We start from the raw sequence: 14,507 nt of genomic DNA, 5'->3' as shown, positions 1-14,507 counted from the left end.
GTCTCTGGCGGACCGGCGGGGATTCGAACCCCGGACCTGCGGCTTAGGAGGCCGCCGCCCTATCCTGGCTAGGCTACCGGTCCTCAAACCCGGTATGAGGTGAAGGAGAAGAATATTTAAACTTTGCGGTGAAGTTCTATAAGGTGAGAATAATGATAGATGAACTTGATAGGAAGATACTTTCATTACTGCAAAAAGACGCACGCTTATCTTACAGAGAGATTGCTAAGAAGCTTAACGTTGCTGTTGGCACGGTATATAATAGATTAAAGAGACTTGAGGAAGAAGGAATATTAAAAGGATTTTATCCAAAGTTGGATTACGAGAAACTTGGTTATGAGCTGACAGCCATCATAGGAGTTAGAGCCCAAGGAAAGAGAATTATCCAAATTGAGAGGGAAATTGCTAAAGATGATCATGTTCTATGTGTTTATGATGTTACTGGAGAGTATGATATTATAGTTATTGCAAAGTTTAAGGGAAGAGAAGATATGAACAGGTTTGTGAAGAAAGTCTTAACAATCGATGGAGTTGAAAAAACGAATACTCATGTTGCCATGGACATAGTAAAGGAAGATTTCGTCTTAAAAATTTAGATACCTATCAATAAATCGCTTTGCCACCTCCTCCAGTTTTTCAACTGGTAATTCAACTTCTTTTCCATTGACTATACCCTTAAAAATCATAGGTTCTTCCGGAATCACATCTTCAAGAACTCTAAAATCCTCATTCTGCTCGATAACATTATTTCTCACTTTAATGAACTCCTCAAAAGTTGCATGTCGTATGGTGCCCTCAATTACTATCTCTATCCCACATTCTTCCTCAGAACAATAAAAAGAAAATCTCTCTCCAATATTTGCATCAACAACTAAACTTTTACCCCCTGCATTATAAACTAAAAATCGTCCCATTTTAAGACTCTCCCAAGTTTTCTATTTTTTATAGCATTTAACCTTATTTTCATGATACTCCCTCTGCTAGAATGACTTTATGGTTCTGAGTTAAAAAGAGAAGATAGAGCAAATTGATGCACTAACCTTTTGTTTTTTCTCTCTAACTCCCCGTTCAGTATGTTGTCAAGCTTCTGTATTTCCATGCTTATCATAGCCTCACTAAGCTGTCAACTGGGATATTGTAGTCATTCTTAAGAACATCAATAATATTGCCAACACTTATGAGGAAGAACATTCCAACAGGTACAGCACCTGCCTGCTTACACATTTCTAACAAAGCTCTCTGAGTCTCCCCACTTCTGATTACATCATCAACTATTAAAACGCGTTCCCCCTTTTTTAATGCCCATTGTGGTAGATATAAAGTCATGACGCTTCCTGAGGCACTGGGAACATAATTAACTTCATAGAATTTCTCAACTCCAACTTCTTTTTTCTTTTTTGCATAGACGACGTCAACATTCAGTTCATTCGCTATATGAACTGCCAATGGTATTCCGTCTGTCGCTGCTGTGAGAACCTTTGAAATATTCTTACTGATGTATTTTGATGCAACTTCTTCAGCTATTAGACTCATTAAGTTTGTATCGCTTAATATTTTCATGTTATCAAAAAGACCATGTTCATCAAACTGTATTCTCCTTCTGACCTCCTCCTCTATGTTAATGTAGGGAGATAGAAGTTCTAAAAGCTCTTTAGCTCTATCGGTACTTGGTAGAACTTTTCCTCTCACATATCTGTTAAGCACTGTAATGGGTAATCCTGTTATCTTTGAGAGTTCCTCATATGTATATCTCTTTTTAAGCAATTTGAGTATCCTTACCACCCTAAGCTTTTCCTTGACTGCCTCTATTTGACTCAAAGCTTTCACCTCCTTTGAAAAAATCATTGACAAAAAAATGTATAAATAGGTTTCGGTGAGAATTACAATCTACATGGGTACTATTAGTCTAAGAATCGTCGGAAAAACCAAGTTTTTTTCTATATTCCTCGATAACTTCCCAAAAATACTCTCTAACGAATTCTAAGTCAATTTTTCTTCCTTCTGGATGATTTATTCCCTTACAAAAGTCATCCTTCTTCACATAAACTTCAATCACAGTCCCTTGTCTCACAAGCACAAATGGATAAAGTTTGCATGCAAGAGGCCTGTAAGGATATATTTTGCATTTCCCATCCTCTTCGAGAAATACACAGCCATCATCGAAGGGTCTTTTTTTCAGGGCATAACCTAAAAACTTGTCCCCTCTGTAAAACATTTTTTCATAATCAACGAACTCCCAAGTATTATATCCAAGTTCTTCAATCTTTTCTATGTCTTCATCCCTAAGAGGAATGTCAAGCCTAAAACAGCATTCAGCACAGTTTTCAAGACATTTAAATTTAAAAAAAGGATCGAATTCAATTTCAAGTGTATCTAAATGAATTGTTGCTACCCACTTTTTCTCCACCACTTCACCTCCTAAACTCTATATGAACTTGCTATCAACGTCTCCGTCATTTCTATGTCCCCTATTTTCCTGAGAATTTCATCATTAAACTTATCAAGCTCTGCAATGTTGCTAACTTCCACTCTCATAATGATATCATATTCTCCATACACCCGGTAAATTTCTTTCACCATTGGCTTGTCTTTAAGTTTATTGTATACCTTCTCCTCATTTCCAGGCTTTACAATGATCAAAACAAATGCCTCCATCATATGCCAAACCCTCCCATACCAAATCTTTTCATCATCCTATTAAGGCTTCTCTTGTTCATGCTCTTAAAGAATTTCTTCATTTGATTATATTGCTCAAGCAACTCCTTAACATCTTTTACTGTGGTTCCAGAACCTCTGGCGATCCTCTTAATACGTGAATAGTTGATAATCTCAGGATGTTCAAGCTCCTCTTCAGTCATTGAGTCCATAATAACTTTAAACTTTTTAAGCCTTTGTTCGCTTACACGAACAACATCATCTGGCAGAGAATATCCCAGTCCTGGGATCATCTGGAGAATTTGCTTTAATGGTCCCATCTTGCTCATAGCTTCGAGTTGAGCATACATATCCTTTAGATTGAACTTTCCACGCATGAACTTCTCCAAATCCTCTTCTTTGAACTCTTGAGCTTTACTTAGCTCTTCAAACTTCTCCAAGAGACCTTGAATATCTCCTAATCCCAATAGACGAGAGACAAATCTCTTAGGGTCAAAAGGTTCTAAGTCGTCAATCCTCTCACCAACGCCGATAAACTTTATGGGAGCACCAGTTGCAACGACAGCAGAAAGAGCACCACCACCCTTAGCTGAACCGTCAAGCTTTGTAACTATGATTGAACCTATCGGAGTTGCCTCTTTAAATGCTAGAGCCTGATTATAAGCCTGCTGTCCAATTGTTCCATCTATAACGAGAATAACCTCATGAGGCTTTATTGCTTCACTTATCTGCCTCATCTCTTCAATTAAGCCCTTTTCCTCTTTATGTCTTCCAGCTGAATCGATCATGATTATGTCAACACCCTTGTGCTTGAAATATTCAACCCCTTCTTTAGCAAGCTTAACAGCATCTTTTTCATTGGGATCTCCAAAAACTTCAATCCCATAGGGCTCAACCAGCTGCTTAAGCTGGTGATAAGCACCAGGACGCCAAGTGTCAGAACACACCACTCCGACTTTATATCCCCTCTTTTGGAAATACCTCGCAAGCTTAGCAACAGTTGTTGTTTTACCAGAACCTTGAATACCCACCATGAGCAAAACAGTTGGCTTCTCTTTGATTTCTATTGGTTTTGCTTCTCTTCCAAGGAAATTTGTGAGTTCTTCATAAACGATTTTTATTATATGCTCCTTCTTTGAAACACCTGCAGGAGGCTTTTCTTCTAAAGCTCTCTTTTGAATTTTTTTAGTTAAGTCAAGAACAAGTCTAACATTAACATCACTCATGATTAAAGCTCTCTGAATGTCTCTCACAACTTCTTTAACCAATGCCTCATCAACAGAACTTGCACGTGCAAGCTTTTTTAATGCATTATTCAACGCTTTGCCTAAACTCTCTAGAGCCATTTCTTCCCACCATAAGAAAGAGTGATACAAACTTTATAATCCTATAGGTTCTTTAAATTGTATTGATGGATACATATACAACAAACAACTCTATTTTAGCTCTTTTTTATGTTCTAACATGTTCATTAAATTTAAAAATCGGACATTTTTGCTGTTTTGCGAGAGTTTTGAGCTAAAACGGGTATTCACATCCATTTTAAAACGCACAAAGCTTTTAAGCTCAAAATATTTAATAATTATTGAGTATGGGGGAAAAAGAAAAAGGAGGTGGGAGATATGGAATGGTTACCAATCCTTCACGGTTACATGATCATTAGAGAGATAGAAAAACAAAAGAGAAGACCAGTACCAGAAGAGCTCGCATATGTGGAGAAGTTACTCTAAGGCTTTTCCTTTCGTTTCTTTTCCAAGTATCGCTATATTCAAAGCCCCCACTATTGAAATTACTGCTATTATAAGTACTGCTACCCCAACTGTTGAAATCTCCATCACTCTTCCAGCAATTATTGGAGCTAATCCACCGCCTATTCTTGCCATGGCTCCAGCCCATCCCGTTCCAGTACCTCTAACACTTGTTGGATACAACTCCGGAGTATAGGCATAGATTGCTCCCCATGCACCTAAGTTGAAGAAGCTGAATAATACAGCACTTAAGAGTATCATTGAGGCATTTCCAGAGCTTACGAACTTGTAGAATAGGAGTCCAGCTAGCCCTGATAGGAAGAGATAACTTGAAAGTGTTTTCTTTCTTCCAATTTTCTCAATGAGATACGCAGCACTCCAATAACCCGGCAACTGAGCAACTGCAGTGATTATGAAATACTGAAAGCTCTTAAAGACTGTAATATTAAGAGCTGATGCAAGAAACTTTGGGAGCCATATGAAAAAGCCATAATAGGCGAATGCAATACTGAACCATGCGATCGTTAACATGAACGTTATCTTTGCATATTTGCTCCAGAGCTCTGCGATAGTAATTTTTCTGTGTTCCTCTTTAGTCATTTCCAGTTTTACAGAAACCTCAAAGATTTTCGCTATTATTTCTTCAGCTTCCTTGATCCTTCCTTTAAGAAGCAAGAAGCGTGGGGATTCTGGTAGTGTAGCCAAGAGAGGCAATGCTAATATGATTGCACCTCCAAATAAAAGTATGCTTCTCCAGTCTGCCTTCACTATTAAAGCAACAATTCCAATTATTATAGTACCAATCGCCCAAAAGCTCTCTAAGATTGAAATCATAGCCCCTCTGATCTTTTTTGGCATGAACTCAGCAAAGTATGAGCTCGCAACTGGGAGAGAACCGCCTAAACCAAGGCCAACCATGAATCTGAGAATGATAAGCTGATCTAAGCTTTGAACAAAGGCACTTACTATTGAACCTAGACCAAATGTCAGCACTGCCAAGCTTAAGCTCTTCTTCCTTCCAATGTAATCCGCTAGAATTCCAAAGAACCATGCTCCAAGCAGCATGCCCCAAAGGGCAGCAGAACCCATTGCCCCAAGCTTTGTTAGGCTACCTTGAAAAGCAGGTTCTTTTTTCAACAATGGGATGATGAAAGCTACAGAGAGAGTGTTAATAGCTATGAACGCCCATATTGTGCCCAAAATTGCCAAGAGTTTATAGTGAAACCTTCCAAATTTAGCGTTCTCTATAATTTCCATTGTTTCATCACCGAACAATTGTTCGGTAAGCTGGCTTAAAAATCTTTTTACATTATAGGTAGGAGTTTCAGCGTAGAATTTTGAATTATTCTCCATATCATCTAAAAATTCTTAGGATTTCGTTTTATCTTGTAAGGAGAACCAAAATATAGAATGCTTAAACTTAAAAAGTACAAAGTAGGAAAGGAACAGGGTGAAAAGAAATGAAAGTGCATTACGAGTGCCTGGCTTGTCAAATTAATCAATGCCAAAAGATAGCTGAACTCAGCACAGAGGAATTGGAGAAAAGAAAAAAAGCAATGGTATTTTCTGCAAAGCTTTTTGCAAAACACTTTAATGAAGATTCAATTCCCGCTGTTGTGGGAAGTGAGGTCTTTCTTGAGCTTTATGAGTATTTAGGAGTCGATGATCCATTTAGAGAGTACAAAGACAAATCAAACAAACTTGCGCAGAGAGTTGTAGAAAATCTAAAGAAAAAGCTCGAAATTGACCTGAGAACTGCACTTAAATTAGCAATAGCTGGCAATGTGATTGACTTTGCTGTTGGGTATGAACCCGAAAAAATTGAGGAAGATATTTTGGAAATGCTAAAAGAAGAACTGTACATTGACGAGAGTGAAAAGCTGTTTGAAAAGCTAAGAAGAGCAAAAATTTTGTTGTATTTAACTGATAATTGTGGGGAGATATATTTTGATAAACTGTTATTAGAGAAAATTAAAAAAGAGTTTCCAGAGCTAACAATTTATATTGCTGGAAAAGAAGGGGCTATAATCAACGACGCAACTGTCAACGATCTAAAAGAGGCCAAATTGGACGAAGTGGGGAAAGTTATATCAACTGGAACCAGAATAGTTGGAATCCCAATTGACAGAGTCAGCAACGAACTCCTTGAGATATTTGACAAGGCCGATGTTATAATTGCAAAAGGCCAAGGGAACTTTGAAACTTTAAGTGAGCTTAGAGACAAGAGAGTGTTCTTCCTGTTAAAGGCAAAGTGCAAACCCGTGGCAAGAGAATTAAACGTCCCACAAGGTGCAATGTTATGCAAAACACTTTAAATAGACAATTGTCGATAGTCTTTTTAACGAATGGCGATTAAAAAACCTTTTATACCTTGAGGTTGTATGTATATGTGGTGATGTATATATGACAGCTGTGATTAGGAAAGATATTAATAGATTTGTAAAGGAGCTAAAGAAACATTACAGCGATGTTTGGAAAATACCATCAAGTAAGTACCTCGATAATCCTGATTTCATTGTTATTGATCCGAAGACCGGAAAAAAAGTCAAAGTCAGCTTTGTAGCTCTAGATGATGGCGAGACAGTAAGCATTGTGTATGATGACCTCAGCTGATGTAAACTCTTTCGTTTTTTGTCGTATATTTTATCTAATTCCTCTTAAGTTAAGTCACTTGCAAAGTTATCTGAGCTCATTGAAATATGAGAAATTTAAAGAAAACTTTTAGAGAAGAAAAACAGTGTAGAAAAAGTAGTCTTTTTAAACCTTCTTTTGTACTCTTCTCTTAAGGTGATACAAATGGTGAGGATAGCAATTATTGGAGGTTCTGGAGTTTACGACCCCAAGCTCTTAGAGAACATAAGAGAGGAAGAAGTTAATACCCCCTACGGAAAGATCAAAGTGAAAATAGGGACATATAAGGGGGAAGAGATAGCATTTTTGGCCAGACATGGAGAAAAGCACAGTGTTCCACCGCATAAAATAAATTATCGCGCAAATATCTGGGGGCTTTATGAACTTGGAGTTGAAAGGATTTTAGCAACCTCAGCTGTGGGATCGCTAAACGAAGCAATGAAGCCTGGAGATTTTGTGATTCTGGACCAGCTTATGGATTTCACAAAGAGCCGGGTATACACATTCTATGATGGGGAAGATTCACCACATGACAGAAAATTTGTTGCCCATGTAGATTTCACTGACCCATATTGTCCAGAGATTAGGAATGCCCTCATTAGAGCGGCAAAAGAGCTTGGCTTTAATTATCATCCAAAGGGTACTTATGCTTGTATGGAAGGACCAAGATTTGAAACTAGAGCCGAGATTAGAGCATTGAGAATTTTAGGGGCAGATGTTGTTGGAATGACCCAATGTCCAGAGGCAATTTTGGCAAGAGAACTTGAGATGTGTTATTCAAGCGTCGCAATAGTTACGAACTTTGCTGCCGGAATAAGTTCTCAGAAGCTGACCCATACAGAAGTCGTCGAATTAATGGCAAAGAAGAGCGAAGAAATAAAGTATCTCCTCATGAAAGCAATTGAGTACATTCCAAAAGAGAGGAGATGTATGTGCAAGGATGCATTGAAAGGTGCTACTGGAGATTAATTTCTTCTCTTTAACTTTGTTTTAGAAGAATGGCGCCCCGGCGGGGATTTGAACCCCGGACCTCGAGGTCCGCAGCCTCGCGCCCTATCCAGACTAGGCCACCGGGGCACGCCCATTGGGTTTTTAAAAATGCTCTTTATAAAGTTTGCTGGCGAAAAACTTATAAAGGCACTCTTATGTTAGTATTTAACGGACTGTGCGGTGGTAGTCTAGCCTGGTCTAGGACAGCGGCCTGCCACGCCGCGGGCCCGGGTTCAAATCCCGGCCACCGCACCACAAACTTTTCCCACAAACTTTTCTAAGAAAATCTAAATTGGGAGTTCGTTTATCTCATGCAAAGTTATCATAGAATACAATGTTTTGCTCAAAATTAAAGAGTTAAACTCCACATTCCAAGAAATTAAATTCAAAAAGAGAAAAATTAAAGCTTCCTCAAGCTTGGGAACCAGTATTTCTTTCCTTTCTTCTCCTTCTCTTCATCCCATTCTGCCAAAATTTTTACGGCCTCACTTGCAACTAATGCAGCCTCTTTCTCCCCAGCTTTTCCGAACTCATTGGTAACTCTATTCGCAAAGACTGCACATACACAGCCAGCTCTAAGGCCATAGATGTTAGCCAACGTAAAGAGTGTCGCTGCTTCCATTTCAAAGTTCGTGACTTTGGCTTGTCTTAGGTCATCAATCAAATGCTTTGCAAAGCTGGGGAAATAGCCATTTAACCCCGGTCTTGCCTGACCGACATAGAAGCTGTCCGTTGATGCTGTAATTCCTACATGGTAGCGAACTCCTAATGTCTCAGCAGCTTCAATCAATGCTAAGGTCACTTCATAATCTGCACTCGCTGGATATTCAACCCTAACATACTGTTTTGATGTTCCCTCCAACCTAACGGCAGCTTTTGCGATGATTAAATCGCCAATCTCTATTCCTGGCTGAATTGCCCCAGTTGAGCCAACCCTTATGAAAGTGTCAGCACCAATAGCTGCCAATTCTTCAATTGCTATTGCTGTTGATGGACCTCCAATTCCTGTTGAGGTTACACTTATTGGAACTCCCTTGTATTTTCCAGTGTGAGTTCTGTACTCCCTGTGGAAAGCTATTTCCCTTGCCTCATCCCACAGAGCGCTTATTTTAGGCACCCTTTCTGGATCTCCAGGCAATAACACATATCTTGCCACATCTCCAGGTTTACATGCTATGTGGTATTGATATCCTTCTTCGGTTTGGGGTCTATCTGCTGATACAAACTTCATTTTCATCACCTTATCATAAGCTTTGCAAAAAGCAAATAAAAGTCTTCGCATAAATCTTAGTGGTGAGTAAATGCTAAAATGCCAAAAATGCGGAAAAACCTATGAAAAGTTTCGTATGCTTTGTGAATGTGGTGGACTTCTAGATGTTTTAGTAGGGTTCAGAGAGAGCTTTGAAAGTCTTTTGAATGAGAAATATTTAGATGTGAGACGTTACCTGAACTTCCTACCCATCAACGAAAACTTTCTTCCAAAATTAATCCTTCCAATAACTCCAACTGTTGAAAAAGAGATTGAAAATGTGAAAGTTCTTTTCAAGCTTGAATATTTGATGCCCTCCGGCTCATTCAAGGATAGAGGAAGTTACGTGACAATTGCAAAGCTGAAAGAAGAAGGAATCAAGGAGATAAGTCTCGATTCTTCAGGGAATGCAGCCATAAGCTTTGCACTCTTTGGGAAAGCTGAAGGGATTAAAGTCCATGTGTTTATTCCAGAACGCACAAGTGAAGGGAAGAAAAGGGTTTTAAAGCTCTTAGGAGCTGAAGTTCATGAAATCAAAGGCTTGAGAATGGATGTGCACTGGAAGGCTCGTGAATTCAAAGGTGCATTTTATATTTCGCACTGGTATAATCCTTATTTCTTAGAGGGTACGAAAATTGCTGCATATGAAATTTTTGAACAAGTTGGGGAAGTTGATTATGTCCTAGTTCCAACAGGGAGCGGAACACTATTTTTAGGACTATATAAAGGATTTAAAGAACTCAACAATTTTGGAAAAGTTAAAATGCCGAAGCTAATTGCGGTTCAAGCTGAAGGTTATGAAAGCCTGTGCAAACGAAGCAAAAGGAAAAGCAAGCTTGCAGAGGGGATAGCGATTCCGGAGCCTCCGAGAAAAGAGCAAATGCTCAAAGCTCTAAAAGAAACTAAGGGATTCTGTATATCCGTAGGAGATAGAGAAATAGACAAAGCTATTAGTGATCTTATCTCAATGGGCTTTTTAGTTGAACCAACTTCTGCAGTCGTCTTTGCTGCATTTAAAAAACTTCTTGAGAGAGATGAATTTGAAAAGGACTCAAAAGTACTGTTGCCTTTAACTGGATCTAGTTTAAAGGTAATTTAACATCTTTCCCCTTGAAGAAATAAGTGGAAAAAGTTAAGGAAGATTGTTTATCTTTCTAGAATTGTCAATACAACATGATTTTACTTAAAGAGCAACATTTTTAAGCAGTCCCTTTTCTTCTTGCGTTCGTAGGATGCTTTTTTAGTGAAACACTAAAAATGTGCTAATCTAGAGAAAAATCCACTCTAGGAAAAGCACTTAGAAAAAGATAAACAAACTTTGATCAAACTTTTCGTCAGAAAAGTTTGTATGGAGCCGGGAGGGGGATTCGAACCCCCGTAAAGGGGATCTGCAGTCCCCCGCCTCACCTCTAGGCTATCCCGGCATTTGACCCAGAGAAGTAAGGCTGGCGCCGCGGCGGGGATTTGAACCCCGGAGGGACCACGCCCACCGGCTTAGCAGGCCGGCGCCCTACCAGGCTAGGCTACCGCGGCACGGTTATTACTCATAGGCAGTGGGTATTTAAGCTTTTTGGAGGAGGCAACTATAAATACCAGTGCCCAAACTAGATAATGATGCAACTCTTCAACTCAAAGCTATGTGCATTGTGCAAAGGTCGTAAACTGCTCTGTGGCAGGCCTACATGTCCAATTCTTGAGAGATTTAGAGTAGTCAAGAGTGTCGAGAGAATTATAAACAGACGAGAAATTTTTGGTTCTTCACCTCCAAGCATATTCGTTGGGGAATTTGGATATCCAAAGGTTAGAATTGGTCCTCTTGTGCCGCCAATTGAAGGAAATACTTCTTACCTTGATAATCCTCTTAAATGGGAGAACAAAACGATAAATGACATTCTAAAATACCGCTCGCTTTTGGTTATGGGGGAAACAAAAGCTGATGTAAAAGTTAGCAAAAGCCAGCGAATTCTGAGCGAAATTCAAGAACTAGCAATGTCAATAAGACCAGTAGATAGTGAAATTCTCCTCAAGAAGAAGCCGATTTTAAAAGTTCTGCCAAATGAATTTGCTCCACCAATCGGCCCAAAAGCTGAACTCTTAGACTTTGAACTTACAGAAAACCCAAAAATACCAAGAAAGACTGACTATGTCGTAAACGATGAACTGAAGGCTGAAGAAGCCATTATGGGGTTATATAATTGGGGATTTGACGAGTATTACATTATACGACTGCTCTCAGCTGGTTTATTAGGGATTAGCAAAAAGCTTGTACCGACGAGATGGAGCATTACAGCAGTTCAAGACACTATCGGAAAATACTTGAGAAGGGAAATTCTAAAATATGACACAATAAACGAGTTCGAGCTTTACTTCTACGAATTCCTTGGAAACAGATATGTTGTACTTTTGATGCCAGAGAGTTATGCATTTGAGCTCTTAGAGGTGTGGCTTAAGGGCTCGCTGTTTGGAAGTGAAGAGCCCCAAGTGATTCATGACTATGAAGATTGGAGAGGCATTAAAGGCTATGCTGAGGAAACAACCGGTGCATATTATGCAGCCCGTTTAAGTGTCCTTGAATTCCTAAGGAATAGAAGAAGACAAGCGAGGATTTTAGTGTTCAGAGAGGTTACACCAAAATATTATGCTCCCGTTGGAGTATGGCAGATTAGACTAGGAGTTAAGAAGGCATTAGAAAACCCAATCGGGAGATTCAACACACTGCAGGAAGCTTTGAACGAAATCAGAAAGCTTTTAGAACATCCTCTTGAGAAATATCTTGAGAAAAGCTGGCTTTTAAAGATGCGGAAGAAACAGATGACACTTGATGAATTTTTGAAAAACTTTTAATTTTATGATGCCTAGAAACTCATAGATGATGAAGTTCGCTAGGTCTGAGTGGTGATGACTGCACGTCAGGCTGACAGCTAACTGGGGTGCTTTCATGAGAGAAAAGCTTGCTTTAATAAGTCTCGATGGGAATGGAGTTTATAATCTTAAGCACATGCCCTTCCTCCAGACTTTGATTGAAGAAGGCTCCTTTGAGGTAGTCGACTCCATCTTCCCCACTCTTACTGACTTAGTCCACACCTCTGTGATGACTGGTGTTTATCCAAAAGATCACGGTGTTGTTGAGAATGGATACTATGACAGGTTAGCTGACAGAAAGATAAACTTCTACGATTATGAGGTCGCCTTCAATCCCCACAAAGTGATAAAGGCAAGAACAATTATTGATATTCTTAGGGAAAAAGGAATAAGAAGCGCTTCTGTTAGTGGCTACACAATGCCACCTTTCAGCGGAACTCACGTGAGGATTTTCCCACCGTTCTTCAGTGATGACAAGCTTTACAGACAGCATGGAAGAGATTGGAGGAAAGACGTGTGGGTTGCACAGTCAGCTCTGTATTTGTATGAGGAATGCAAACCCGATCTATTGCTGATTCACTTCTGCTCAATTGATGGAATGCAGCACGATTACGGTGTTGAGAGCAAAGAAACTTTAAAGGCTGTAAAAACAGTTGACGAAATGCTCAAGCTGATTTGGGAGCATTTAAAAGATGAATATGCTTTTATCATCTTTGCAGACCACGGGCAGGAGAACGTTCACACTTGGGTAAATCTCAAGACTTATTTGAGGAAGCATGGCATTGAAACACTCCGTGTTTCATCAGGAGGAGGAGTTCATATTTATTTAAAAGACCCAAACCAAGCTGAAGAAGCTCATCAAGTTTTACTAAAAGCACCGGGAGTTAAGCACGTCTTTTTCAGGGAGGATTTACCTCACTTAAACACGCCGAACAGTGGAGAGCTAATAGTTTCAGCTAAAGAGGGATACTGGTTCTGCAGCCATGCGAAGTGTAAAGGCATCAAGGGGACAAGTTACTGGGTTAAGGGCATGCACGGTTCAATGAATAAACAAGTTGTGAAAGTTCCATTAATTTTATGGGGATTTGAGAACACCAATCTCAAAAATGCCAGCTTGATGGACATAGCTCCAACGGTTTTGGATTTCTTCGGAATTAAGAAGCCCAAAGAAATGGTTGGGAAAAGTCTCCTAACATAATATCCTCAAACACTACATCTCATGGATTTAAGACAAATGATATAGAAAAGTGGGGGAATAAAAACAGTCCTCACCTTGAGGACTGTGCAATTCTCTCGATCTCTTCCTTCTTGCTGTAAGCGTAGCTTTTTGTATCCTTGTTGGCAGCTGCAATGATTTCCTCTGCAAGTGCCTCGGCATAGCTCATCTTATTTCTGTAGCACTTTGCTGATGCTCCCAGGGCAATATTTCTAAGAGCAACGTCAAGCCTTCTCAATGGTGAGATATCAACGGCGACGTGATACCTTATACCACCAAACATGACTGTTGTTGTGTCTTCTCTTGGAGCTGAGTTCTCAATTGCTCTGATGAGAACTTGGATTGGGTTCTGCTTTGTTCTCTTCTCAATGATCTCAAAGGCTTCTTTGACGACCTCATAAGCCTTCATCTTCTTGCTCATCAATGAACGGTGTTCTCTTCTCATGAAGTGTCCAGCAACTTTGTAGCTTGATGCACCGCTTCTCATAACCTTGTTGATGAGTCTCTCAACAATGTGAACATTAGCCTTTCCAAAGGGTTTCTTTGCATGTCTTCCGTGAGTGTGAGGCAACAAGCGTGGCTCAAGGTTGATGTATGGCTTGAGTGATGGATCGTTTACAACGACATCCTCAGTGCTCCACTTTCCAAAGACCTTTAAGTCCTTTGGAATGAAAAATCTCTCTTGCAATGGCTTTGCCATGAACATCACCTTCTTGGCTTCTCCTTTCTACCTTTAACTAATTCCTTGAGTGAAACTCTGTTGACCTTAACGACCTTGTATCTAATTCCTGGAATGTCACCCATTGAACCACCCTTTGGACCACCGATACCCTCGATGATAACCTCATCGTGCTCGTCAATGTGATTGATAGCTCCATCACCAGGACAGAAGGCTGTAACGACCTTACCGTTCTTGATGAGCTGAACTCTCACAGCTTTTCTCATTCCAGAGTTTGGCTGTTTTGCCTCTACAGCGATCTTTTCAAGAACAATTCCTCTTGCTTGTGGGGCACCTTCAAGTGGGTCGCTCTTTTCCTTGAGTCTGAGGACTCTTCTCTTGAATCTTATATCACTCCATCTGAACTTCTTTCTCTTGAGCTTGAGCTTTCTTCCAGCGAATTCCCCATAGGGAGCTTTCTTTCCAGGCATGATCATC

General features: G+C 39.7%; 16 protein-coding genes and 5 tRNA genes. 8 read left to right on the top strand and 13 right to left on the bottom strand.

What is annotated here, in order from left to right:
- Window positions 1-5: 5 nt before the first annotated feature.
- Window positions 6-83: transfer RNA gene (locus tag TES1_RS01825), tRNA-Arg, on the bottom strand.
- 69 nt (window positions 84-152) lie between these two features.
- Here TES1_RS01825 and TES1_RS01820 point away from each other — a divergent pair.
- Window positions 153-596 (top strand): Lrp/AsnC family transcriptional regulator, encoded by a 444-nt coding sequence (locus tag TES1_RS01820; protein WP_394296080.1) that lies wholly within the window; start codon window positions 153-155, stop codon window positions 594-596.
- On the opposite strand, the gene TES1_RS01815 is transcribed toward TES1_RS01820, so the two are convergent.
- The 6 genes from TES1_RS01815 to TES1_RS01790 form a co-directional block, all read right to left on the bottom strand.
- On the bottom strand, window positions 585-914 hold the full coding sequence (locus TES1_RS01815) for a hypothetical protein (RefSeq protein WP_042679695.1): 330 nt from the start codon (window positions 912-914) through the stop codon (window positions 585-587). The genes TES1_RS01820 and TES1_RS01815 overlap by 12 nt on opposite strands.
- 190 nt (window positions 915-1,104) lie before the next feature.
- Complete coding sequence (locus tag TES1_RS01810; protein ID WP_042679693.1) at window positions 1,105-1,818, bottom strand: phosphoribosyltransferase family protein; 714 nt, start codon at window positions 1,816-1,818, stop codon at window positions 1,105-1,107.
- 88 nt (window positions 1,819-1,906) lie between these two features.
- Complete coding sequence (locus TES1_RS01805; RefSeq protein WP_042682646.1) at window positions 1,907-2,407, bottom strand: YkgJ family cysteine cluster protein; 501 nt, start codon at window positions 2,405-2,407, stop codon at window positions 1,907-1,909.
- A gap of 11 nt (window positions 2,408-2,418) precedes the next feature.
- A complete protein-coding gene (locus tag TES1_RS01800) occupies window positions 2,419-2,658 on the bottom strand; it encodes an Lrp/AsnC ligand binding domain-containing protein (protein WP_042679691.1) in 240 nt (79 codons plus the stop codon).
- The gene (locus TES1_RS01795) at window positions 2,655-4,001 is read right to left on the bottom strand and encodes a signal recognition particle protein Srp54 (RefSeq protein WP_042679689.1); all 1,347 of its coding nucleotides are present in this window, start codon (window positions 3,999-4,001) and stop codon (window positions 2,655-2,657) included. The genes TES1_RS01800 and TES1_RS01795 overlap by 4 nt, the downstream gene beginning before the upstream one ends.
- A gap of 375 nt (window positions 4,002-4,376) precedes the next feature.
- Complete coding sequence (locus tag TES1_RS01790) at window positions 4,377-5,660, bottom strand: MFS transporter (RefSeq protein WP_042679686.1); 1,284 nt, start codon at window positions 5,658-5,660, stop codon at window positions 4,377-4,379.
- A 203-nt stretch (window positions 5,661-5,863) separates the two neighbouring features.
- Here TES1_RS01790 and TES1_RS01785 point away from each other — a divergent pair, with 203 nt between their 5' ends.
- The 3 genes from TES1_RS01785 to mtnP all read left to right on the top strand — a co-directional run bounded on the left by TES1_RS01785 (window position 5,864) and on the right by mtnP (window position 8,003).
- Entirely contained in the window at window positions 5,864-6,718 is an 855-nt protein-coding gene (locus TES1_RS01785; RefSeq protein WP_042679684.1) for a damage-control phosphatase, read from the top strand.
- Between the two features lie 88 nt (window positions 6,719-6,806).
- Window positions 6,807-7,016 carry a hypothetical protein gene (locus tag TES1_RS01780; protein ID WP_042679682.1) on the top strand — a complete coding sequence of 70 codons (210 nt, stop codon included), beginning with the start codon at window positions 6,807-6,809 and terminating at the stop codon, window positions 7,014-7,016.
- 183 nt (window positions 7,017-7,199) lie between these two features.
- A complete protein-coding gene (gene mtnP / locus TES1_RS01775) occupies window positions 7,200-8,003 on the top strand; it encodes an S-methyl-5'-thioadenosine phosphorylase (protein ID WP_042679680.1) in 804 nt (267 codons plus the stop codon).
- Window positions 8,004-8,033: 30 nt separating this feature from the next.
- On the opposite strand, the gene TES1_RS01770 is transcribed toward mtnP, so the two are convergent.
- A tRNA-Arg gene (locus TES1_RS01770) sits at window positions 8,034-8,111 on the bottom strand.
- 90 nt (window positions 8,112-8,201) lie between these two features.
- Between TES1_RS01770 and TES1_RS01765 the strand changes: the two genes are divergently transcribed.
- A tRNA-Gly gene (locus tag TES1_RS01765) sits at window positions 8,202-8,279 on the top strand.
- A 145-nt stretch (window positions 8,280-8,424) separates the two neighbouring features.
- Here TES1_RS01765 and udp read toward each other — a convergent pair.
- Window positions 8,425-9,261 carry a uridine phosphorylase gene (gene udp / locus TES1_RS01760; protein ID WP_042679677.1) on the bottom strand — a complete coding sequence of 279 codons (837 nt, stop codon included), beginning with the start codon at window positions 9,259-9,261 and terminating at the stop codon, window positions 8,425-8,427.
- 64 nt (window positions 9,262-9,325) lie between these two features.
- Here udp and TES1_RS01755 point away from each other — a divergent pair, with 64 nt between their 5' ends.
- A complete protein-coding gene (locus TES1_RS01755; RefSeq protein ID WP_042679675.1) occupies window positions 9,326-10,372 on the top strand; it encodes a pyridoxal-phosphate dependent enzyme in 1,047 nt (348 codons plus the stop codon).
- A gap of 250 nt (window positions 10,373-10,622) precedes the next feature.
- On the opposite strand, the gene TES1_RS01750 is transcribed toward TES1_RS01755, so the two are convergent.
- Together TES1_RS01750 and TES1_RS01745 are read right to left on the bottom strand one after the other, a co-directional pair.
- A tRNA-Cys gene (locus tag TES1_RS01750) sits at window positions 10,623-10,697 on the bottom strand.
- A 22-nt stretch (window positions 10,698-10,719) separates the two neighbouring features.
- A tRNA-Ser gene (locus TES1_RS01745) sits at window positions 10,720-10,806 on the bottom strand.
- Between the two features lie 78 nt (window positions 10,807-10,884).
- Between TES1_RS01745 and TES1_RS01740 the strand changes: the two genes are divergently transcribed.
- Window positions 10,885-12,117, top strand: coding sequence for an Nre family DNA repair protein (locus TES1_RS01740; protein WP_042679673.1), 1,233 nt, complete (start codon window positions 10,885-10,887; stop codon window positions 12,115-12,117).
- Between the two features lie 94 nt (window positions 12,118-12,211).
- Window positions 12,212-13,333 (top strand): alkaline phosphatase family protein, encoded by a 1,122-nt coding sequence (locus TES1_RS01735; protein ID WP_042679671.1) that lies wholly within the window; start codon window positions 12,212-12,214, stop codon window positions 13,331-13,333.
- A gap of 70 nt (window positions 13,334-13,403) precedes the next feature.
- Here the strand turns inward: TES1_RS01735 and rpsG are convergent, their stop codons facing one another.
- Window positions 13,404-14,051: a 30S ribosomal protein S7 gene (gene rpsG / locus TES1_RS01730; RefSeq protein WP_042679669.1), complete on the bottom strand. Its 648-nt coding sequence runs from the start codon at window positions 14,049-14,051 to the stop codon at window positions 13,404-13,406.
- 5 nt (window positions 14,052-14,056) lie between these two features.
- On the bottom strand, window positions 14,057-14,500 hold the full coding sequence (locus tag TES1_RS01725) for a 30S ribosomal protein S12 (RefSeq protein ID WP_042679666.1): 444 nt from the start codon (window positions 14,498-14,500) through the stop codon (window positions 14,057-14,059).
- Window positions 14,501-14,507: the final 7 nt, after the last annotated feature.

This window comes from Thermococcus paralvinellae (assembly GCF_000517445.1).
In the GTDB taxonomy this organism is placed as follows: Archaea; Methanobacteriota_B; Thermococci; order Thermococcales; family Thermococcaceae; genus Thermococcus_B; species Thermococcus_B paralvinellae.
The sequence above is the reverse complement of the archived record's forward strand: the minus strand, read 5'-3'. Positions and strand labels throughout refer to the sequence as shown.